This window comes from Paraglaciecola sp. 25GB23A, assembly GCF_040012495.1.
GTDB lineage: Bacteria > Pseudomonadota > Gammaproteobacteria > Enterobacterales > Alteromonadaceae > Paraglaciecola.
On record NZ_JBDYKM010000002.1, the window covers coordinates 188,564 to 209,393 of the forward strand.

Here is a 20,830-nt window from a genome sequence, read left to right on the forward strand (position 1 = left end):
CAAAAATTAATTAGCCGCGTAGCCTTGTTCTTCGAGTTCAATACCATCTAAAAAAGCCTTATTGTTAAGCATGATTAGTCTATCCTGACAAAACCATTTTACTACTAATGGATACATTTGACGTTCTTGCACAATAACACGCTCGGCCAGTTCTTCTGCATCTTGGTTTTCAAATATTGGAACTTTAGATTGCAAAACTACCGGGCCATCATCTAAATCGGCCGTCACAAAATGTACAGATGCACCGTGTTCTTGGTCTCCTGCATCGATCGCGCGCTGATGGGTATGCAGACCCTTGTACTTCGGCAACAAAGACGGGTGAATGTTCAACATCTGACCCTGAAAATTTTCAACAAATTCGTGACTCAATATACGCATAAAGCCAGCAAGAACAATTAAATCGGGTGCAAACTTACTGATTTGTGCCAATAGTTGCTGATCATAGGCTTCGCGGGTGAGATAAGCTGTATGATCAACCACCACAGCCGGAATCCCAGCTGTCTTGGCCCGCTGCAAACCATAGGCTTGTGCCTTATTGGAAATGACTGCGGTGATTTTTGCTGGAATTTTACCTTGCTCACAAGCATCGATAATGGCCTGTAAATTAGAACCATTACCTGACACTAATACTACGATAGATTTAAGTTTAGCGGCGTCACTCACTTAGTTTATCTCAACCGCTTGGTCGGCATTGCGGTCTGCGATATGACCAATTTGCCAAGCGTTTTCGCCTAAGTCATTTAATATAGACAGGGCTAAGCTGACATTTTCAGGTTTTAAAGCAATGATTAAACCTACGCCACAGTTGAATGTGCGATACATCTCATGAGTCGTAACATTGCCTTTTTGTTGTAACCAATTAAATATGGGAGGCCATTGCCAACTTGTGCCATCAATAACGGCTTTTGCATTGTCGGGTAATACGCGTGGGATGTTTTCCCAAAAACCTCCGCCAGTAATATGCGAGATAGCGTTAACTTCAACTTGTTCTAACAAGGACAGTACATTTTTAACATAGATACGAGTCGGCTCTAATAGCACATCACCAATTGTGCTACCTTCAAAGACTTCATCGGTAGAGCTACCTGATACTTCAATTATTTTTCTTATAAGAGAATAGCCATTGGAATGAGGACCAGAAGAGGCAAGAGCTATCAATGCATCGCCTGCTTTTACTTTTGTACCATCAATCACATCATCGGCTTCAACAACACCAACACAAAAACCGGCAACATCATAATCTTCACCATGATACATACCTGGCATTTCTGCGGTTTCGCCACCCACTAAAGCACAACCCGCCAACTCACATCCTTGACCTATGCCAGTAACAACTTCGGTAGCAGTGTCAACGTTGAGTTTACCCGTTGCATAGTAATCTAGAAAAAATAGTGGCTCAGCGCCTTGTACGATTAGGTCGTTGACACACATAGCGACTAAATCAATGCCAATGCCTTGGTGTTTTTTTAAGTCCATGGCTAGGCGTAATTTAGTGCCCACGCCATCGGTACCTGAAACAAGCAAGGGTTTGCGGTATTTTTCTGGCAGGGCGCACAGAGCACCAAAGCCACCTAATCCACCTCTCACTTCAGGACGTTGTGTTTTTTTAGCTACCGATTTAATTCTTTCAACGAGTTGGTTACCCGCATCAATATCGACACCTGCGTCTTTATAGCTTAATGATGAATTGTTTTCGCTCACGTCTAGACCCCAAAAAATAACCACTGAAAAAAAGAGCGGGGATTTTAGCAGTTTGCTCGATTAATACCAATCACAACGACAGTGATTTTTTGATGTGAAACAAATGGTGAATTTTTAAGGTAAATACTGGACAATACCAGCTGAATTTAATTGTCTTGTGGTAAAGGAGAATGGGTACCTGATGTCATCATTACTATTTTTACGTCAAATTTTGATGAGTACCTTTGTTGTGTTTTTGCTTATAGAGTCTGCTTCAGCGGCAATCATTGAGGATCTATATGATGCTAAAGTAGCGGTGAGTGATCAGGCGGAAGCGACACAAAATAAGGCGATAAAACAAGCCTTGAAACAAGTTTTTGTCAAAGTGAGTGGCTCAGACGTCTTATTGAATGATGCAAATATAATCAAGCAACTCAACAAAGCGTCAACATTAATCCGTTCGTACACCTATGAGAAAAATAAGAACCAGCTGTATTTAGTGGTTAATTTTGATCAGGAAAAAATTCAGAATGTAATAAGAACAGCGGGTTTCGCCGTTTGGGACAAGCGTCGACCCGACACTTTGTTATGGCTGGCGATTGAAAATAAGCAGCAAGAGAAACAGATTATCGGTCAGGAAAACCAAAGTGATTTTGTTAAGCGACTCTTTGAACAAGCGCAAGTAAGAGGCGTAAGAGTTGTTGTGCCGTTGTGGGACTTAAATGATTTACAAAACCTTAATATTTACGATATTTGGGGTGGTTTTTCCCAACCCATACTGCTTGCGACTGAACGTTACGATCTTAACACTTATTTATCTGCTCGCATTTATCTTGAACCACTCGATACCTTACAAGCACAAAATAAAGAACAACTTTGGTTAGTAGATTGGTTGATGTTCGATAATGGTCAGATGAATAGTGGCCAAATTAGTGTGCAACAAAGCGACTTGATAGCGAATGAAATCGTGGATGTAGTGGCTAAACAATTATCAGAAAAATATGCTATTAGTCAGCAAAATCGTTTACTGAATGCGGTGAAAACGCAAATTACCCTTAACAATGTCAACTCAATTACGCGCTATGCAACTATATTAAAATTTCTGAATGGTTTGAGTGTGGTCGCCAATGCCACCCTAGTAATGCAACAAGGCGAGAAAGCCACTTTTGACCTGGAGTTATTGGGTAATACCGATGATTTACTTAATACTTTTAGTTTAGATAATAAAATATTGCCGGTCACTGCAGACTCTGGGCTGGAGCCTACTGTTTTGGAATTTATGTGGAACAATTAATGAGTAAGCAGCTTTCCCTGCCTGTTTCATTAAAAGACCAGGTGACCTTTGATAATTTTATTGTAGGTGAAAACCAACAATTAGTGAGTCACTTACAAAACTTGTTGGTGCCTGAGCAGAGCGGACCTTCATTAGCTTGGCTTACTTATTTTTTTGCGGAAACTGGCTTAGGTAAAAGCCATTTACTATTTTCAACCTGTTACTTGGCTGAAAAAAATAATCACAGCTGTGTCTATTTGAGTTTTAAAGATAAAGAATATCTGTCAGTTGAAATGCTGGAAGGATTGGAATTGTATGATTTGGTCTGTTTTGATGACGTTGAATTAATTGAAGATGATTTGCCATGGCAAGTGGCTTTATTTGATTTGATTAACCGGGTTAAAGAGCAAGGACAGAGTAAATTGATTATTGCAGGGCGATTCCCCTTACAATCCCTGCCTCTGCAATTACCAGATTTGGTCTCACGTTTAAGTTGGGGTGTCAGTTTTAGATTAGTGGCACTAGAAGACGTTGAGCGATGTAATGCCCTCATTATAAGAGCAGAACAACGGGGTCTGAGCATGCCGATGGAAGTGGCTAAATTTTTGATCAATCATCTTCAACGAGATTTGCCCGCGTTGATGCAAAGTCTCGATAAATTAGATGAGTTCTCCTTACAGCAACAGCGCAAACTCACCATACCTTTTGTCAAATCCACGCTAAACCTTTAAGGGTTTTACGCCTTTTCGTATAGAGCTTAGCCCTATGTCAAAATTAACTGCATATTTTTAGGGTGTGGTTGGTGTATGTGGAAACACTTGCCAAAAATCTCCGGGTTCTAGTGGTTTTGTGCTGTTTGATTTAGCTTGAAGTGTGTTTGAGTTATTACCCACTGACAAATTAATATTGCTGAACCAATCATCACCGACTCTCATATTAAGGGTTCTAGGCAAAGTAGTTTGAATTTGTGCCACATTTAATTGCGGAAAAATGCTTTCTACTACTGCTTTGACCCGTGGCTGAATTTGCGTCGAATTAACTCTGTCTCGCTGTCCCCAAGTAACCTTAAGTTCATCGTTGTCAACTGAGCTAATGATAGCGACATCTGCGCTAACGCCTAAGCGATAAGCCATCATAAAATGACCAAATAAGGTAGCAAAGTCTTCGCGTATGGTGGAGTAACAATAATAGTCTGGAGCTTTATCTGGGCTAAAAAAGCCCAATACGTCTTGCGCTACTAAAGCCTTTTGACTTTCAGTTGCGGTAATTCCCGAGAAGCTAACATCTGCTAATTGCACCATTTCAATCGAGTCTAAGGGATAAGCCTGGCTAAATTGACTCGATGAAGCATCGTGATTATTGGCATAAGACAAAGGACTGTCATTATTTGATAAACTGGCCCAACTTGAATAAGGGAAAAAATCGTTTGCATGGCCAAGTTCGTGATACATCAACCAGCTTGCATTCGCTTCTAAAGCAGAAAATGGTTTGCTTAAACGACTTTCAGCAGGGAAGTCACTATTGCGAATGTAATACTGATTATTTTTTACATAGCGCCAGGGGATAATAAACTGCAATTCATTACCAAAATTGCTGCGATAATCAGCTTGGTCGTTAAGGGTATCTCGCTCTTGCGGACTGCGCCAAAAATTTGCGGCGTCTAAGTAGATTGCTCCGGTAGCTGACCAATAGAATGAAGGACGCACATCATAAGCAATCACGATAGCTGTGGTTGCTTTTAAAAGCTGGCGCATATCTTCTGAAGTGGCTGATTCTTGCAAAAATTCCTTGAACCTGTCACCCATCCAAGGATGTGACACCACCAAGCGCGCTAATATGTCATCTATTGATGGTGATGGGGTTTGAGATCCTATTAGGGGCAGTGTTTCAAAGGTACAACTTGAGGAAATTTGATTGTTGTACACACAGCCTACTAATACATCAGCATATTGGCCATCGCTGATATAGGGCCTGACTTCTGTGGTGACAATACGTTCCGCGAATTTGGGGAAATACCCATCAGGATTAATAGTCGACTTTTTAACTAATACGTAGCTTTGGTCCGACGCTACGCTGCCATCAGTAAAATTTAAGGTGGCTGAAAATTCGACCAACACATCTTGAGCAACAGTCGGCGCTACAAAAAACAAATAATGTTCGTCAAAAACCAAGTCGCTTACTTCAGGACCAGCAATCTGTCGCCATTGAATTGAGCGAATAGCCTTATTTTTACTAGAACCCGTACTATCGACTCTCAGCGATACTTTACCTTGTTCAACGACAACATGGTCGAGTCTTATGCTACTGAGAGCTTGAGTATTATCTGAGGCGTCAAATGTTATATTTTTTTGCAATACAACACCGGTATTTAATGTAACGGTGAGGTCAATGTTATAACTTGCAGCTTGTGTGATATCAAAAGAGACAAGCTGACTGTCGGGCGCTAGGATAATAAGTTCTGGACCTGAACTTTGTTGCCAATATACTGACTTGATGTTGCCGCTATCTGCAGTAACTGCGAGGCTTGCCGCTTGGTTTACCCAAAATGACTCAGGATAATAAAGACGTAATCCATCTTGCACCAGCTTAGCACTGACGGGCGTGTTAGCACTCGGTGGTTGATCAGGTATAGGTGTAGGGGCGGGCGCGGAAGACCCACCACAAGCCTGTAAAAACAGTACAAAAACACCAACTAAACTGAGCCTTAGTGCCATAGACTATCCTCGTTTATTACTTTCAAACGCTTGTTTTTCTTCGAGTAATTCTTCTTTCAATTTACGAATACCCAAACCTAATTCACGACCTCGTAGACGCGCGTAAAAACTCCCACCGGTAAATAATGCGCAACATAACAGTATCTCAATGAGCGCATAGAGCCTCTCACCCTCTACTGCATATATTGAGGTTAGGCCATGTAACAAATAGTACATGACAATAAAATTAGTCCATGCGTAGGTATAAGGCTTTCCTTGTAATAAACCTTTCATTGGCAGCAGAATAGGAATTATCCACAAAAGTACGGTAAACAAGGTTGACGTCACCTTATCTGGAGTAAGGAAGAAGTGCCAAATAACTAACCAAGCGATAAGTAAAAAATAACTGCTTAGGGTCAAACGGCGATAAAACTGGGTGTCTAATTTCATTAACTATCCTAATTTACTGGCAAAAGTCGCTAAACGTTTACCTTGGGCGATACACAATGCAATCTCTTCATTGCTTAATTTATTCGGGCTACGTTTGTCGGCTAAATGGCTCACACCATAAGGGCTTCCCCCTGTAGTGGTGGTGTGTAGTTCAGGTAAAGAATAGGGCAAACCACAAATTAGCATCCCGTGATGAAGTAAGGGTAACATCATACTCAATAAGGTCGTTTCTTGACCGCCATGCATGCTGGCCGTAGAGGTAAATACACAAGCAGGTTTACCTTCTAATGTACCTGATAACCATGCTTTGCTGGTGTCGTCTAAAAAGTACTTTAGTGGTGCTGCCATGTTGCCAAAACGTGTGGGACTGCCTAAGGCTAGCGCACAACATTCACTTAAATCGTCAAGGCTGACATAGGGATCACCTTCCTGTGGAACACTTGCTTGGCTGATGGATAAATTAGCCGAAACCTCAGGTACCGTGCGCAATCTAGCTTGTAAATCTGCTTGCTCTATGCCCAACGCAATTTTATTTGCCATCGCTTGTGTCGCACCATGGCGGCTGTAATATAAAACTAATACGTCTTGTTTCATAATAGGGTCAAAATATTTTCAGGTGGACGTCCGATCACCGTTTTTCCTTTGTAACACACTATAGGGCGTTCGATGAGTTTGGGATGGCTAATCATGGCATCAATCAATTGTTCCTGATTGAGCAGGGTATTGGCTAATCCCAAAGCTTGGTATTCATCCTCACCTTTGCGCATTAACTGCCTCGCACTAGTAAACCCGAGTTGCTGAATAATAGTGGCCAACTCACTATGGTTTGGTGGGTTTTTTTGATAATCAATTACAGTGGGCTTTATTCCTTGCTGTTCAATTAACTGCAAAGTTTGGCGGCTCTTTGAACAACGATTGTTATGATAAATAGTGAGTTGAGACATAAAAAAACCGTTTATTAGTATAAAAACATTATTGTAACCTGTATTTTCTCAATACATCAAAGTGAGGAATAAATTAAATATGAAAAATTGGCAGTGGCTGGCTATCGCTCTTTTCGCCTTAACAACCGGTTTATTGGTTAATACGACGATGAAAAAAGATTTTGTCACCTTGGACGGCGAAGCACATCAATGGCAAGACTTTGAAGGTAGCTGGGTAATTGTCAACTACTTTGCTCGCTGGTGTGCTCCGTGTTTACGGGAAATACCTGAGTTAAATCGGTTTCATGTTGAAAATAAGTCGGTGCCCATATTTGCCATTAGTTTTGACCCTTTAAGTCAAGAGCAGCTCAGTGAATTAAGAGACACCTACGACATTGCTTTTCCCATTCTGTATAGCATTGAATCACTGCCTTGGCCCAAAGCACCTAATACCCTGCCACATACAATCATTATTGATCCGAAGGGCAGAGTAGTTAAACAACTGAAAGGCGAGCAAAGTGCCGAAAGCTTGCGCCAAGTACTGGTCGAATTACAAGGCCCTTAGCTTCTCTTGAGCATCTCTAAATTGCTCAATTCTGGCGCGTATGCGTTGTTTTTCTAATTGTTTGTTGTCGGCAAAATTATAGGCACTTTGCAATTCGTCAATGGCGCGAGGATAGGCGGCTACTTGCGCATAAACTTCAGCTTTAATTTGATGCATTTCCAAGGGTTGTTGGTTACCTCTATAGGCATCACCTAACAAGTCATAAGCCAACATATTATTAGGATTTAACAGCAAGAAGTCTTTTAAAAGAGCAATACCTTTGGCGTACTGTTTATCTTGTATCAGTATATTGGCTAAGTTAAGCACCAGAACTTGATTACGCGGAGACTGCTTTAGTTTGGCCGAAAGTCGTTCTATTGCAGCAGAAAACTGCTTAGTCGCAATAGCAATATCAGTGTATACATCTAGATAAAAGAGGTTGTCGGGATCGTTGTCGAGTAAGTCTAAAATGATGCGTTGTGCCTGACTGTATTGCTCATCAGCTAAGTATGATAGAGCCAAACCATATTCTGCTGCTTGTTTAAAAACATAAGACTGTTTATTTAAACTAGCAGTAAAAAACTCGATATTGAACTTAGGATTTGAATAATAACGTGCCAAAATCCGTGATTTAGCTAAATGAAAGGTTAAACTTTCCGCAACTGGACCGGAATTATAACTTGCGGCACGACTACGAGCATCGGCTACCCTTGATTCTGGCAAAGGGTGAGTTTGTAAAAAAGCCAGGCTGCTCGATTTCAATCTGTTTTTTTCAGTTAAGGTGGAAAAAAAGTCGCTAGCGCCATTGGGATCGAAGCCAGCTTGCGCCAAAATTCGGATACCTATACGGTCGGCTTCTTTTTCATTTTGCCGAGTATAGTTGATTGACGCTTGTTGTGAGGCTGCACTGCTCGCTGAAATCGCAGCCATGCCCGCTTCTGGGTTGGCTACGGCTAAGAGTATACCGCCCAACAATGATGCTATTTGAAGTGGTGATGATTTTTGTCTTTCTTCTATGCTTCTGGCGATATGGCGTTGGGTAACGTGACTAATCTCGTGGGCTAATACAGAGGCTAATTCAGATTCATTTTTAGCATTAAATATTAGACCAGTATGGATACCCACATGTCCGCCAAAAAAGGCAAAGGCGTTAATTTCAGAACTATTGAGTAAGAAAAACTTAAAACTAAACTTAACGTCATCAGCCTGAGCCACTAAACGATTACCCAAGTCTTGAATATACTCGTCTAATAAGGGATCGCTGATAACTGGGCCTTGGCCCCGAAGTTGCCGCATCAGCGCATCACCAATCAACAATTCTTTATCTAAAGTGATTGCACCAGACGCCACAACCCCTATTTCCGGCAATTCATTTTTTTTATTATTGGCATGAGAGCTAAGTCCAATACTAAGTAGGATACTGAGGGTGATAAAGTTTAATTTGTTTATTCTTTTGGTCATCTAATTGGTCTAGTTATTTAATCTATGATGTGAGGGTTTAAGTACAGCCCCTCGTGATATTCTATTTGAACGCAGTATACAGACATAAGTTCATTTCAAACTTTTACCAAGCGTAATTGTTATTTGGTGTCCAGTATCGCTGTAGTTTAATCGTCTAAGGGCCTTACTTACCAGCCAAGACCTTATACAAAGGTGTATCGTTACACAAGATTAAAAAGCGAGTTAGCAAAGCTAATAGCAGTGTTTAATTAAAAAAAATAGAATATTTCAGGTTAGCGCTTGTGAACATCGGGCAAAATTTATTAATCTCGTTTAGGCATGTTAAGTCTTATCATTTTATCCTTCGTCGCGGTAATATATCTTTGTGTACAAGCGCTGTGGCGAGTTTTTGACTTTTCGTTTGAATTTAATCTTAGAGTTACAAGGAATATAAATGTTTCACCTTTTTGAGCGTTGGTATAAACGAAAGTTTTCAGATCCTGATTCTGCCATGTTACTGATGATGTTACTGGTTTCATCATTATTACTGTTGGTGTGGGGAGGGATTTTAATGCCAGCCATTGTCGCTGCCGTGATTGCTTATTTGCTAGATTGGCCTGTGACTAAACTCAACCAGCTAGGATTGTCACGCAGTCTATCTACTTTGGTGGTATTGATAAGTTTTTTAGCGATTTCTATTTTGACTTTTATCGGTGTGGTTCCGGTGGTAACTCAGCAAAGTATCAATTTAATCAAAGAGACCCCGCAAATTTGGGCTGGCGGGCAGGCTTGGTTGTTGCATTTGCCTGATACCTATCCTGACTTTGTGCAAGTGGCCCACATACAGCAAATGCTAGAAGGGGTTAATGTCAAAATTGTCGCTTATGGTGAGAAGTTGGTGTCCGCGTCTTTTAGTTCATTGGTGGATATTGGCATGTTATTGATCTACCTAATTTTAGTGCCTTTGATGGTGTTTTTCATGTTGAAAGATAAGGAGGAATTAGTCCGCAATATGGCTAGTTTACTGCCTTCTGAACGGCGTTTAATCAAGCAAGTCGGTAGCGAGATGAACTCACAAATAGCGAATTACATCAGAGGTAAGGTAATAGAAATTGTGATTGTAGGTGTTGCGTCAGCTATTACCTTCGCCTTCATGGACCTACGCTATGCTCTGCTGCTTGGTGTGTTAGTCGGCTTTTCTGTTTTAATTCCCTATATTGGCGCGGCTGTTGTCACCATTCCGGTTGCTATCGTTGCTTTATTTCAATGGGGTATCACGCCAGACTTTTGGTATCTCATGGTAGCCTATGCAGTTATACAAGCCCTTGATGGTAATGCATTAGTGCCTATCCTATTTTCAGAAGCGGTTAGTTTACATCCGATATATATCATTATTGCGGTACTATTTTTTGGTGGTTTGTGGGGTTTTTGGGGGGTGTTTTTTGCTATTCCTTTAGCCACCTTAGTCAAAGCGGTAACTAATGCGTGGTCTGCACCTACGCCTCAAGTCGAACCGCAGAGTAATGAAAACTAAGTAATCAATAGCAGGGCACCTAAAGCTGCCCTGCGTTGCTATCACTAAGTGTTGCTCAAGTAAGTAAGCAGCACCTCATGATGATTTTTTGTGGTAAATTTGTCGAATACTTTTTCAATCGTGCCCTGCTCGTTGATTAAAAAACTAATGCGATGTAAACCATCGAATTCTTTGCCCATAAATTTTTTCGGTCCCCACACTCCAAAAGCATCGGCAACGCTGTGATCTTCGTCACTAAGCAATGAAAAGTTAAGCTGCTCTTTTTCTATAAATTTTGGCAAGCGTTTTACGGCATCCGGACTAACACCAAATACTTCAACATTGTGCTTCTTTATTTCACCTAGACTGTCGCGTAGAAATTGGGCTTGAATAGTGCAGCCTGGTGTCATGGCTTTAGGATAAAAATACACTAATACTTTTTTACCTGCCAAGTCACTGAGTGCGATTTGTTGGTTATTTTCATTTGGCAGAGAAAAAGCAGGTGCTTTATCTCCAGCTTGTAACATTTGCATGATGTTTCCTATTTGTTTTGTTAAGCATTAAATGGCAATACGCAACATTTAATGATTTTGTTTAATGGAGCCTTGTAAATTTAATGCAAGGAGTAAGTTTTGAAATGCACTTTCAACTTCTTCAACTGAAATGCTATGCGGAATAGAGACCACCATCTTGCATGTCATCTGTTCGGGCCCCGTGACAATTTGATCTGAATTTTTTGATGTTTTTAAGCGAAAGGCACTAACGGAGATAGTGAATTGCGCGAAAAAGCTGGTAATTTTTTTGATCACACCATTGGCGTTTTCACCCTTAATAATAATATCGGCAATGTGTTCTAGATTTTGTTTGTTGTGACGCTTGGTGCGTTTGAGCAAACATAGAAGTTCAAGTTTGTGGCAGGTATGTGGGATGGCAAATTCAGCATTGGCTATCGCTGCCTGACTACCTTCTATAATCATAGTTAATGAGAAGTCTTGGCCAAAGACGGCCTGACGGCTATCTAATATATTACATCCAACATCGCATACTGTGTCGACAATCGCGCTTAACATTCCAAATTTATCAGCACCTAAGATGGTAACTACAAGTTGTTGACTCATATTTTATTTATTTTTGTCGGGCTATTAGGCCCTATAACATACCTGAAATTACCCTGAATAATCCAGTTTGAATTATTAAGCAGCGAAAGCCTAATTCATTGCTTGTTTTTAAAGGGTTTGGTCTTTACCATTAGGCGCGAAATTTTAGGAGAAGGCATGTTTACTGGTAGTTATGTAGCACTCGTTACCCCAATGGATGATCAGGGACAAATCGATTATCCATCACTGCAAAAGTTGGTTGATTTTCATATTGAAAATGGCACCCACGGCATTGTTGCTGTTGGAACAACTGGTGAGTCAGCAACCCTACCGTTTGATGAACATATCGAAGTGGTAAAACGCGTTGTTGAATATGCGCAAGGAAAAATTCCGGTTATAGCGGGCAGTGGGGCGAATTCGACTGAAGAGGCAATATTTTTAAGTAAACAACTTGCCAACAGCGGCATCAGTGGTTTTTTAAGTGTTGTTCCTTATTATAATAAACCACAACAACGTGGTTTGGTCGCTCATTTTAATGCCATAGCGGATGCCACTGAATTACCGCTATTGTTATATAACGTTCCGGGACGCACAGTAACTGATATGTTGCCAGAAACTGTAGCTGAATTAGCTAAACATCCTTTAATTGTCGGTTTAAAAGATGCTACTGGTGATCTCAATCGTTTGAAGCAAACACAAAAGCTGGTGCCTGATAATTTTTTATTGTTAAGCGGTGATGATCAAAGCGGTTGTGCTTTTTTAGCGGCGGGTGGGCACGGTGTAATTTCAGTAACAGCGAACCTAGTGCCAAAACAAATGTCACAGATGTGTGAGGCAGTGTTAGCCGGCGATATTTCAGGGGCGCAACAGATAGACAAAAAAATAGCCTTACTCCATACAGCATTATTTATTGAGCCAAATCCAGTGATGCCCAAATGGGCACTGTATAGAATGGGACTCATGAAATCTGCATTTTTACGACTACCTTTAGTTGAATCAGAACTAAAGAGTCAACAACATATTGAACAAGTCATGCGCAGTTCTGGCGTATTATTTTAAGGAGATAGCATGACACCTAAGTTTTTTGCTTGTAGTTTAGTTTCTTTAGCTATTTTAACTGCTTGCAGTTCGGTAGAAGATAGAGAAATAGCCAGTGGCGGCTTTAGTTATTTAAAAAATGAAGTTGGTCAACAAATCAAAATACCAGCTGATATAGATACACCTGATTTTAATGATAGCTTTAAACTACCCAATTTAGGCCCAGAGGCGCCACGTGATTTTATTGGTGAAAAGTTAAGTATTTTATCTCCTTCTCTCGTTTTGCCCTTAGTCACTGGTTCTCATGTCGAAGAAGGCTCAAAATCAGCAACGGTTTGGTTTGACAAAATAGATGATAGCCAAGCTTTAGATACCACTATCTGGAATTCATTGTTAGCTTTTTTAGAAAGCCAAGGTATTGGTGTTCAAAAATTTGATAAAGAAAAACAACAGCTCATATCTGATTGGATGGTTATTAAAGAGGGTGAAGAAGACGACAGTTGGTATAGCTGGTCAAAATCAGAACGCAGTGTCGGTCAGCGTTTTGAATTTAATTTAGATCTTAAACCTCACGGACGTATTGCCTCATTAAGTGTTGATCTTATTGATTATAAAGAAAAACAAACTTTACAAGGACCAGAATCAACTACCCCCAGTGATGCCAGACGTCAGGAAGTTGATATTCTGAATCAAGTTATCGATCACTATGAACGTGAAATTCGCCTAGCAACAGCTCAACGTATTCAAAAAATTCGTCAAGGTTTACCGATGGAACTCGGCTTTGATGAAGATGGTGAATCGGCCTATATGGTTAATGCTGAATACGAAATTGCTTGGCCTCGATTGCTGCTGGTATTGAGAAAGTTAGGCTTTGACGTCAAAGATTATGACCAGTCAACAGGTCTACTGTTTGTAAAATACAATGGTACTGACGCAGGTTGGTGGAGTACCTTATGGTCTAAGGATCAATATGCCTTGGATTTAAAGACAGAAGAATATCGCATTAAAGTCACTGACTTGGGCGCTAAAACTTCAATCACTCTGCTCGATAACGAAAGCGTCGCCTTCCCGGTGAATAAAATGACTGATTTATTCCCAACGTTTGCTCGTACTATGGAGGCTGACGACTTAGATATTTAAGTCTCAGCTCCTGACTCAATATTATACTTGGGTCAGGAAAGTATTGTTATTATCAGAGCACCCCGCTTGTTTTGCTGGGTGCTTTTTGTTTTTATTTGCTTAAATAAGGGCAGGCATAGCTTAGGGTTATGCCGTTAGGTGGAGTAAGTTTGGCAATGTCATACAGCGATAAAATTTTAGCAATTAATAACGATTTACCGATCCGCACCGATTTACCTGTGCATAGCGGCAAAGTGCGTTCGGTTTATTGGTTAACAGCCGCTGATAGTCAACGTTTGATTCAACAAAAGTCTTACAATGTGCCACTAGATACTCCTCTGGCTATCATGGTGATCAGTGATCGTATTTCAGCTTTTGATTGCATTTGGCATGGCGAAAACGGCTTGTCTGGTGTGCCGGGTAAAGGAGCAGCATTAAATGCCATATCCAACCACTGGTTTGGCTTATTCAAGCAACAAGGTTTGGCTGATAGCCATATCTTAGATATTCCTCATCCGTTTGTTTGGATAGTGCAAAAAGCTAAACCTGTGCGTATTGAAGCGATTTGTCGCCAATATATTACTGGTTCAATGTGGCGGGCTTATGAAAAAGGTGAGCGCGACTTTTGTGGTATTACACTTGAAGATGGTCTAGTCAAAGACGGTAAGTTAAATGAGCTATTGTTTACTCCATCGACCAAAGGGATTTTACGCAATATCCCCGGTGTGCCTGAGGCGGATGATGTGAATATTACTCGGCAAAATATTGCAGATAATTATCAAGCATTTAATTTTGAATCGCTGGACGACATTAGTTTATATGAAACCTTATTGCGGGATGGTTTTAACCTTATCGCTAAGGCGCTGGCCGACATTGGGCAAATTTTTGTGGATACTAAGTTTGAATTTGGTTATGTCAAAGACTTAGATGGCAATAATAAACTTATTTATATGGATGAAGTTGGTACGCCTGACTCATCAAGAATATGGGATGCACACCAATATCGACAAGGCATGATAGTTGAAAACTCAAAAGAGGGTTTTAGGCAATTATTGCTCAACCATTTTCCTGATCCTGATATTTTGCTGAACAAAAACCGCATGCCCGAGCGAGAGTCCTTAGCCCGTGATAATGCCTTACCGCTCGAAGTATTGTTAGATGTATCAAAAACCTATATCGGTATTGCAGAAAAAATTACCGGTAAGAAGATCGTATTAAGTGCTAAGCCCAAAGCCGAAATTATCCAAATTCTGCGCGATGAATATCAATTGGTAGATTAATTAAGACTACACTAATGATTATTAATCCAACTCAACTACTGAGTTGGATTAATAATAAAGCCCATACTGTCATTTATAACACCGAAAAAATTATTATCTCACTCGCCACTTATAACATTGAAAAGGGTAATGTGATCGAAACTAAAAGTCCACCTTCAATCTGATTTTGCATACTTAGCTGACCTTGATGCTTTTTAATCGCTCTTGCAGCAATACTTAAACCGAGGCCAAACCCTGGCGTATGCATAGCATTGCCGGCGCGATAAAAGGGTTGCAATAATTGACTTATTTCTGTGTCATCTACCCCAGGGCCGTGATCTTGAATATCAATCAGAACCTGATTATTAGTTTGCGTAAGTCTTAGCTCCACTGCTTTCCCCTCAGGTGAATATTTACAGGCATTGCCGACAATATTGTCTAGAGCTTGGATTAGCGCCTCTGGATAGCCCATTATTTCACATTGCTCAAGACTTGACTCAAACTGGATTGGAATACCAGGGAATTCAATCGCCATATTGTCAACCACTTGCTGGCAAAGCAGTTGAACATCACAAGCTTGTGGATTTTGCTGATCTTGTGCCAATTTTGAATAATTTAAAATTTGCTGGATCAATTGGTCAATACGCAGACAATCACTATTTATTTGTAACACATGGCGGTTGTCAGGGTTTTTTTGCTGGATGAGTGCTGCAGAGACTTGTAAGCGTGCCAATGGCGCTCGTAATTCATGTGATACATCGTGTAGCAATTGTTGCTGGGCTAATACGGTTTTTTGTGTTTTCTTGACCATATAGTCAATGTCATGGGCCAACGATCCCAGTTCATCACCCCGTTTAAGTAAGTTTTTAGGCAGCTCTGTTATCTGTTGTTGATTGGCAAAACGACGGCTAAAAACACCCAAACTTTTGAGCGGAGCGACAATACTCCAACTCAGTAGCGCACTGACCAGCGCAGAGGCAAATAAAACAAAGACAAACTGTACTGACTGAAATCGAAAAAGAACTTGTTTAAAAATCCGCGGTGGTTCTGGCTCATTGGTAAAGACCTGGTACTCCGCATTTGACGGCCCAAGTACACTCAATTGTTCGAGCTCACCAATATGCTCTTTTTTAATATGATAACGATAAATTGTTTTGTTGTTGCTATCTAAAATGCGCATAGGCAATAAACGTTCAGCACGGCCTGCCAGTTTCTGTTGCCAATTTTTCATCTTAGTGTCTAGTTTATTGGCATTAAAGCCTTCATTCTCATAGCGCCATACCATTCTCTCAGCTTGAGTGGTCACGTCGCTGATGTGACGTTGATGGGCTTCATTTGATGAAAAACTATTTACCATCACAAATCCGGTGGCAAACATGACCAGTAAACTGGATAACCAAAATGCAATAAAGATGCGCCAAAACAGCCTTTTGAAGCCTAATATGTTAGTAAATTGCGTCAACCAATGGCTAAGGGACTGCAAGGACTTAGTCTCCTAATCGTTCTGTGAGAAACTGGTAACCCAAACCGCGTACCGACTTAATAACATCAGGCACACCCATGGCTGCTAATTTTTGTCGAATGCGGCTAATATGCACATCCATACTACGATCATAGGCATCAAGTTGACGGTTGAGCACCTCAACAGTCATATCTTGTTTGCTAATGGCTTGACCCGCATTTTCCATTAAATAACGTAGGGCATTAAACTCTGCACTGGTAAAGATCGCAATTTGTCCATTGACTGATACAGAACGAGAACCGCTATCAAGCACAATGCCGTGTAACTCAAAATGTTGATTACTTGATATAGGCTCTTGTTGTGTACGGCGTAAAATGGCGCGAATTCGTGCCGCTAACTCACGTGGGTTACACGGTTTTGTCAAATAGTCATCAGCGCCCATTTCCAGGCCAACAATCCGATCGATATCATCGCCGCGACCAGTCAGCATTAAGATGGGGACTCTACTTTTGGCGCGCACCGTTCTGAGCACGTCTAGGCCACTTACCTTGGGCATCATAATATCGAGAACCACGGTATCAAATTCTTCCTGCTGTAATAAGCGGCTAATGGCTGCGTCGCCCGAATGCAAGACAGTGACGTCAAAGTTGTCTTCTTGCAGATATTCTTGCAGTAAGGCGCATAGGGTCACATCATCATCGACCAGCAGTATTTGGGGTTTGTCATTTTTCATGGCTTAAGTGTAATCTGTAATGTCTAAGCTTTGACATAACTTTACCTAACTTTACACTAGCTTTACCCTACTTATCGAATGATGGGCGCATACTTTGTTTCGTTGATGACCAACTACGCTTAATCTTGGTTATCCTTAACCAAAAAGAGGAATATTACGATGAAGAAATTAATATCAGTTATTTTATTTAGCGCCTGCATCACAGGTTCTGCCTTTGCCGGCGCACATAATGGTGACAGACAAGGTGGACATAGAGGCGAAGGTCCTATGCCATTGCATAAATTAGCGAAAGTACTCGACCTTAGCGATAGCCAAATTGAACAATTTAAGTTGTTAAAGCAGGAATCTAAGGACTTACGTGTGCAAGGTAAGCGTGAAGATTCAGTCATGAGTAAGTTGGCTGATCTAGATCCAAATGCCAACGATTATTTAGACAGTCTCAACGCATTGGCTGACCAACGTGCAGCACAAGCTCGTGAACGTTTTTTATCTATGGCTGAACAGCGTATTAAAATGCGCGAAATCTTGACACCTGAGCAGTTAGTAAAACTTAACTCTCTGCAAGAAAAACGTGAGAAACGTCAAAAACACGGACAGGCTGAAAGCTAAAAAAACTGTCGTTTAAATACCGCCAGAGACTTAAATACTGGCGGTTTTATCTATTTCAAAATATTTTTTATAGTTGCTTAGCTAGGGCGTTTAAGTCTTCACCACTCACTCGATTTACTGTCCATTCGTCCATCGCTTTAGCCCCTAATGAATGATAAAAATCAATAGCCGGTTTATTCCAATCTAATACCCACCATTCCAAGCGGGCGCAGCCCTTGTCAATAGCGAGTTTAGCTAGATAGGCCAGCATTAATTTACCAAAACCCTGACCTCGAACTTCGGGCCTGACATATAAGTCTTCTAAATAAATACCAGGCTTACCGGTAAAAGTTGAAAAATTATGAAAATATAAGGCAAAGGCCACTGGGTTACCGTTAAATTCACCAATGACGGCTCTGGCATGGGGAGTTTCACCAAACAAATTGTCTTTTAGTGTCTCAGCATCAGTGACTACTTCATGCAAAAGTCCTTCATAATCAGCTAACTCACAGATGAATTGCAGAATTAATTCAACATCATCTTGGCCGGTAGGGCGAATAATAAAGCTAGGATTTGACGTAAGTTGCTGCAGCATTTAAGTCCTCGAGCGTTTTGTAAAATAAAGGGCCGTTACAAAACTCAATATTGCACATAACCAAATAGGCAAATCTCCGAGTTTTCTGTATGGCGTTTTGCCTGAGACAAGTTGAATGTGGTCGACTAATACTGCGGACTCAAACTGCGCAAGACGACTTTGTATATCACCACGTTGGTCGATAAAAGCGGTAATACCATTATTCGTAGCTCTTAGCACCGGTAAACCAAACTCTTTTGCTCGTACTTGAGCGATTTCTAAATGTTGGGCAGGGCCATGAGAATGGCCAAACCACGCATCATTACTGACGGTAATAATAAAATCAGTATTGGCATATAAATTACTGGCTATTTGGCTTGGAAAAGCAATTTCAAAACACAGCGCTGGCGCAAAGTAATGACCTTTGGCTTGAATATTTTGTTGTTGATAGTCGCCACGAGTAAAGGACGACATGGGCAGGTCAAAAATAGGCGCTAAGCCTCTTAGCCAATTTTCAAAAGGGATAAACTCACCGATGGGCAGCAAATGATGCTTAGCATAACGGTTATCGTGTCCATAATAATATTGACTAAGTGGCTGAGTTAAATCAGGCAATTCAACCGCATCTTTTAAACCCAAACCAATTAAGTTGTTAAAGGCTTCTCGGGTTTCAAAATTGTAATTTACGATACCGGTGATTAATCCAGTTTGGTGCTCAATCGCCAACTTATCCATTTGATGCAAATAATCAGCTGCAACGGGCTCTAGTTTAGGCACGGCAGCTTCGGGCCAGATAATGACATCTGCGTCCCAATGGTCTTCAGTCATATTTTTATATTTCTGCATAGTAGGCAAATCTTGCTCTGGGGTCCAACGCAACGCCTGTGGAATATTACCTTGTACCATGGCAATTTTAACCGAGTTTCCAGTTGGTTTTACCCAGTCGTATTTATCTAAAGCAAAACCACTGATTAAGATGACCGCAATGAGCAGCAGGCTGGCAAAGGCTTTCGTTTTGAGGGGCAACCAACAGGCAATAACACCGGCAATAAGCACCACAAATGCACTCACACCAATTTCGCCGATGATTGGCATCCAGCCACGCAAGGGACCTGATAACTGACTGTAACCTAGCGATAACCAGGGAAATCCCGTCAACAACCATGAGCGTAACCATTCAATTAAAAGCCAAATGAAGGGCAGGGCTAAAGGCCATAAACGCTGGGGGAAATAGCGATGCAGCGTCCAAAATGCGGTGGCCGGAAATAAAGCTAAATAACTACACAAGACCAACATGATAGCCACAGAGCCAATTAAAGGAATGCCACCGAAGTCAGCAATACTGACATGTACCCAACTAATACCTACGCCAAACCAAGCTAAACCGAAGGCAAAGCTCAGCTTAAAAACCTGCTTTAAAGGTGATTTAGACAGTAAATAAACGAAGCCTGAAAGACTGGCGAGAACTACCCACCATTGTGAAAAAGGTGCATAACCCAAGGTAAGTAAGCCGCCCAATAATAAGGCAGCGGCATAGGGATAAAACAAGCGAATCGATTGCAGGGTTTATTCTTCCGTATCGGGCATCGTCACTTTTAACTGAACGAGGCGTCTTTTATCCGAGTTAGTGACTTTAAACGAGATATTATTGATAGTGACTTCTTCATCTCTTGCAGGCATGTGGCCAAAAGCACGCAAAACAATGCCACCGATAGTATCAGCGTCTTCTTCATCAAATTTGGTATTAAAAAATTTATTAAAATCTTCTAATTGAGTTAAGGCTTTGACCGAATAAGTATGTTTGTTCAGTGTTTTGATATCGTCCGATTCTTTTTCATCATCGTCGTGTTCATCTTCGATTTCACCAACGATTAATTCGAGAATATCTTCAATGGTGACTAAACCAGAAACACCGCCGTATTCGTCAACAACAATCGCCATATGATAACGTTTTTGGCGAAACTCTTTGAGTAATACATCAACTCGTTTGCTTTCTGGCACTATTACGGCAGGGCGAAGAATATTTCTTAATGAGAGTGTTTTGCTCGGGTCAAAGGCATAAGCCAGTAGATCCTTTGCAAGCAGAATACCTTCAATATGATCTTTGTCTTCACTGATAACGGGAAAACGAGAGTGGGCGGATTCCAAAATAGCAGGAATAAACTCTTCGACCGTTTCATCAATATCGATGGTCATCATTTGTGCTCTGGGGATCATAATATCTCGAACCCGCAGATCACTTACTTCCATAACACCTTCGATCATCTCGCGGGTTTCAGGATTAATAACACCGCTTTGTTCAGATTCTTGAATAACGGTTACAAGATCTTGTTTGCTTTTCGGTTCTGTCGCGAACGACTGGACAATTTTATCAAGCCAGCCTTTATTGGCAGAACCGCTACTAGATGGGGGATTATCTTCGCTCATTTTCTCGTAATTATGTT

The 20,830-nt window shown here is 41.0% G+C and carries 22 protein-coding genes; 8 read left to right on the forward strand and 14 right to left on the reverse strand.

Annotation, left to right across the window (positions count from 1 at the left end):
- Positions 1–6: 6 nt before the first annotated feature.
- Both purN and purM read right to left on the reverse strand, forming a co-directional pair.
- Positions 7–663 carry a phosphoribosylglycinamide formyltransferase gene (gene purN, locus ABKW31_RS06070; protein WP_348615382.1) on the reverse strand — a complete coding sequence of 219 codons (657 nt, stop codon included), beginning with the start codon at positions 661–663 and terminating at the stop codon, positions 7–9.
- Positions 664–1,701, reverse strand: a complete 1,038-nt coding sequence (gene purM, locus ABKW31_RS06075; RefSeq protein ID WP_348615383.1) for a phosphoribosylformylglycinamidine cyclo-ligase — start codon at positions 1,699–1,701, stop codon at positions 664–666.
- A gap of 181 nt (positions 1,702–1,882) precedes the next feature.
- Here purM and ABKW31_RS06080 point away from each other — a divergent pair, with 181 nt between their 5' ends.
- The gene (locus ABKW31_RS06080) at positions 1,883–2,974 is read left to right on the forward strand and encodes a DUF2066 domain-containing protein (protein ID WP_348615384.1); all 1,092 of its coding nucleotides are present in this window, start codon (positions 1,883–1,885) and stop codon (positions 2,972–2,974) included.
- Positions 2,974–3,684, forward strand: a complete 711-nt coding sequence (gene hda, locus ABKW31_RS06085; RefSeq protein WP_348615385.1) for a DnaA regulatory inactivator Hda — start codon at positions 2,974–2,976, stop codon at positions 3,682–3,684. The genes ABKW31_RS06080 and hda overlap by 1 nt, the downstream gene beginning before the upstream one ends.
- Positions 3,685–3,741: 57 nt before the next feature.
- On the opposite strand, the gene ABKW31_RS06090 is transcribed toward hda, so the two are convergent.
- From ABKW31_RS06090 to arsC, 4 genes are read right to left on the reverse strand one after another with little or no spacing between them, the layout of a single operon-like run.
- A complete protein-coding gene (locus ABKW31_RS06090) occupies positions 3,742–5,667 on the reverse strand; it encodes a hypothetical protein (RefSeq protein ID WP_348615386.1) in 1,926 nt (641 codons plus the stop codon).
- 3 nt (positions 5,668–5,670) lie between these two features.
- Entirely contained in the window at positions 5,671–6,096 is a 426-nt protein-coding gene (locus tag ABKW31_RS06095) for a DUF2069 domain-containing protein (RefSeq protein WP_348615387.1), read from the reverse strand.
- Between the two features lie 3 nt (positions 6,097–6,099).
- Positions 6,100–6,690, reverse strand: coding sequence for an NAD(P)H:quinone oxidoreductase (gene wrbA / locus ABKW31_RS06100; RefSeq protein ID WP_348615388.1), 591 nt, complete (start codon positions 6,688–6,690; stop codon positions 6,100–6,102).
- Complete coding sequence (gene arsC, locus ABKW31_RS06105; protein ID WP_348615389.1) at positions 6,687–7,040, reverse strand: arsenate reductase (glutaredoxin); 354 nt, start codon at positions 7,038–7,040, stop codon at positions 6,687–6,689. Before arsC ends, wrbA begins: the two co-directional genes overlap by 4 nt.
- Positions 7,041–7,119: 79 nt before the next feature.
- Between arsC and ABKW31_RS06110 the strand changes: the two genes are divergently transcribed.
- A complete protein-coding gene (locus ABKW31_RS06110) occupies positions 7,120–7,584 on the forward strand; it encodes a TlpA disulfide reductase family protein (RefSeq protein ID WP_348615390.1) in 465 nt (154 codons plus the stop codon).
- On the opposite strand, the gene ABKW31_RS06115 is transcribed toward ABKW31_RS06110, so the two are convergent.
- On the reverse strand, positions 7,570–9,024 hold the full coding sequence (locus tag ABKW31_RS06115) for a M48 family metalloprotease (RefSeq protein WP_348615391.1): 1,455 nt from the start codon (positions 9,022–9,024) through the stop codon (positions 7,570–7,572). The genes ABKW31_RS06110 and ABKW31_RS06115 overlap by 15 nt on opposite strands.
- 433 nt (positions 9,025–9,457) lie before the next feature.
- Between ABKW31_RS06115 and ABKW31_RS06120 the strand changes: the two genes are divergently transcribed.
- Positions 9,458–10,537 (forward strand): AI-2E family transporter, encoded by a 1,080-nt coding sequence (locus ABKW31_RS06120; RefSeq protein WP_348615393.1) that lies wholly within the window; start codon positions 9,458–9,460, stop codon positions 10,535–10,537.
- Between the two features lie 44 nt (positions 10,538–10,581).
- On the opposite strand, the gene bcp is transcribed toward ABKW31_RS06120, so the two are convergent.
- The gene (gene bcp, locus ABKW31_RS06125) at positions 10,582–11,049 is read right to left on the reverse strand and encodes a thioredoxin-dependent thiol peroxidase (RefSeq protein WP_348615394.1); all 468 of its coding nucleotides are present in this window, start codon (positions 11,047–11,049) and stop codon (positions 10,582–10,584) included.
- A gap of 48 nt (positions 11,050–11,097) precedes the next feature.
- Complete coding sequence (locus ABKW31_RS06130; RefSeq protein WP_348615395.1) at positions 11,098–11,634, reverse strand: ACT domain-containing protein; 537 nt, start codon at positions 11,632–11,634, stop codon at positions 11,098–11,100.
- 156 nt (positions 11,635–11,790) lie between these two features.
- Between ABKW31_RS06130 and dapA the strand changes: the two genes are divergently transcribed.
- The 3 genes from dapA to ABKW31_RS06145 all read left to right on the forward strand — a co-directional run bounded on the left by dapA (position 11,791) and on the right by ABKW31_RS06145 (position 15,050).
- Complete coding sequence (gene dapA, locus ABKW31_RS06135) at positions 11,791–12,672, forward strand: 4-hydroxy-tetrahydrodipicolinate synthase (protein ID WP_348615396.1); 882 nt, start codon at positions 11,791–11,793, stop codon at positions 12,670–12,672.
- 9 nt (positions 12,673–12,681) lie between these two features.
- Positions 12,682–13,791: an outer membrane protein assembly factor BamC gene (bamC, locus tag ABKW31_RS06140; RefSeq protein ID WP_348615397.1), complete on the forward strand. Its 1,110-nt coding sequence runs from the start codon at positions 12,682–12,684 to the stop codon at positions 13,789–13,791.
- 155 nt (positions 13,792–13,946) lie between these two features.
- On the forward strand, positions 13,947–15,050 hold the full coding sequence (locus ABKW31_RS06145; RefSeq protein WP_348615398.1) for a phosphoribosylaminoimidazolesuccinocarboxamide synthase: 1,104 nt from the start codon (positions 13,947–13,949) through the stop codon (positions 15,048–15,050).
- A gap of 109 nt (positions 15,051–15,159) precedes the next feature.
- Here ABKW31_RS06145 and ABKW31_RS06150 read toward each other — a convergent pair whose 3' ends face one another.
- Both ABKW31_RS06150 and ABKW31_RS06155 read right to left on the reverse strand, forming a co-directional pair.
- The gene (locus ABKW31_RS06150) at positions 15,160–16,512 is read right to left on the reverse strand and encodes a HAMP domain-containing sensor histidine kinase (protein ID WP_348615399.1); all 1,353 of its coding nucleotides are present in this window, start codon (positions 16,510–16,512) and stop codon (positions 15,160–15,162) included.
- 4 nt (positions 16,513–16,516) lie between these two features.
- Positions 16,517–17,224 carry a response regulator transcription factor gene (locus ABKW31_RS06155; protein ID WP_348615400.1) on the reverse strand — a complete coding sequence of 236 codons (708 nt, stop codon included), beginning with the start codon at positions 17,222–17,224 and terminating at the stop codon, positions 16,517–16,519.
- Positions 17,225–17,383: 159 nt separating this feature from the next.
- Between ABKW31_RS06155 and ABKW31_RS06160 the strand changes: the two genes are divergently transcribed.
- Positions 17,384–17,833, forward strand: a complete 450-nt coding sequence (locus tag ABKW31_RS06160) for a Spy/CpxP family protein refolding chaperone (protein ID WP_348615401.1) — start codon at positions 17,384–17,386, stop codon at positions 17,831–17,833.
- Positions 17,834–17,900: 67 nt separating this feature from the next.
- Here the strand turns inward: ABKW31_RS06160 and ABKW31_RS06165 are convergent, their stop codons facing one another.
- The 3 genes from ABKW31_RS06165 to corC are packed head-to-tail and all read right to left on the reverse strand — an operon-like array spanning position 17,901 to position 20,813.
- Complete coding sequence (locus ABKW31_RS06165) at positions 17,901–18,407, reverse strand: GNAT family N-acetyltransferase (RefSeq protein WP_348615402.1); 507 nt, start codon at positions 18,405–18,407, stop codon at positions 17,901–17,903.
- Positions 18,408–19,940, reverse strand: coding sequence for an apolipoprotein N-acyltransferase (gene lnt, locus ABKW31_RS06170; protein WP_348615655.1), 1,533 nt, complete (start codon positions 19,938–19,940; stop codon positions 18,408–18,410).
- A gap of 12 nt (positions 19,941–19,952) precedes the next feature.
- A complete protein-coding gene (corC, locus tag ABKW31_RS06175) occupies positions 19,953–20,813 on the reverse strand; it encodes a CNNM family magnesium/cobalt transport protein CorC (RefSeq protein ID WP_348615403.1) in 861 nt (286 codons plus the stop codon).
- Positions 20,814–20,830 lie beyond the last annotated feature (17 nt).

Bases quoted from the DNA above. Each gene is read 5' to 3' on its own strand.
- ABKW31_RS06080 (WP_348615384.1), top strand. From the start codon at position 1,883: ATGTCATCATTACTATTTTTACGTCAAATTTTGATGAGTACCTTTGTT.
- hda (WP_348615385.1), top strand. From the start codon at position 2,974: ATGAGTAAGCAGCTTTCCCTGCCTGTTTCATTAAAAGACCAGGTGACC.
- ABKW31_RS06090 (WP_348615386.1), bottom strand. From the start codon at position 5,667: ATGGCACTAAGGCTCAGTTTAGTTGGTGTTTTTGTACTGTTTTTACAG.
- ABKW31_RS06095 (WP_348615387.1), bottom strand. From the start codon at position 6,096: ATGAAATTAGACACCCAGTTTTATCGCCGTTTGACCCTAAGCAGTTAT.
- wrbA (WP_348615388.1), bottom strand. From the start codon at position 6,690: ATGAAACAAGACGTATTAGTTTTATATTACAGCCGCCATGGTGCGACA.
- arsC (WP_348615389.1), bottom strand. From the start codon at position 7,040: ATGTCTCAACTCACTATTTATCATAACAATCGTTGTTCAAAGAGCCGC.
- ABKW31_RS06110 (WP_348615390.1), top strand. From the start codon at position 7,120: ATGAAAAATTGGCAGTGGCTGGCTATCGCTCTTTTCGCCTTAACAACC.
- ABKW31_RS06115 (WP_348615391.1), bottom strand. From the start codon at position 9,024: ATGACCAAAAGAATAAACAAATTAAACTTTATCACCCTCAGTATCCTA.
- ABKW31_RS06120 (WP_348615393.1), top strand. From the start codon at position 9,458: ATGTTTCACCTTTTTGAGCGTTGGTATAAACGAAAGTTTTCAGATCCT.
- bcp (WP_348615394.1), bottom strand. From the start codon at position 11,049: ATGCAAATGTTACAAGCTGGAGATAAAGCACCTGCTTTTTCTCTGCCA.
- ABKW31_RS06130 (WP_348615395.1), bottom strand. From the start codon at position 11,634: ATGAGTCAACAACTTGTAGTTACCATCTTAGGTGCTGATAAATTTGGA.
- dapA (WP_348615396.1), top strand. From the start codon at position 11,791: ATGTTTACTGGTAGTTATGTAGCACTCGTTACCCCAATGGATGATCAG.
- bamC (WP_348615397.1), top strand. From the start codon at position 12,682: ATGACACCTAAGTTTTTTGCTTGTAGTTTAGTTTCTTTAGCTATTTTA.
- ABKW31_RS06145 (WP_348615398.1), top strand. From the start codon at position 13,947: ATGTCATACAGCGATAAAATTTTAGCAATTAATAACGATTTACCGATC.
- ABKW31_RS06155 (WP_348615400.1), bottom strand. From the start codon at position 17,224: ATGAAAAATGACAAACCCCAAATACTGCTGGTCGATGATGATGTGACC.
- ABKW31_RS06160 (WP_348615401.1), top strand. From the start codon at position 17,384: ATGAAGAAATTAATATCAGTTATTTTATTTAGCGCCTGCATCACAGGT.
- ABKW31_RS06165 (WP_348615402.1), bottom strand. From the start codon at position 18,407: ATGCTGCAGCAACTTACGTCAAATCCTAGCTTTATTATTCGCCCTACC.
- corC (WP_348615403.1), bottom strand. From the start codon at position 20,813: ATGAGCGAAGATAATCCCCCATCTAGTAGCGGTTCTGCCAATAAAGGC.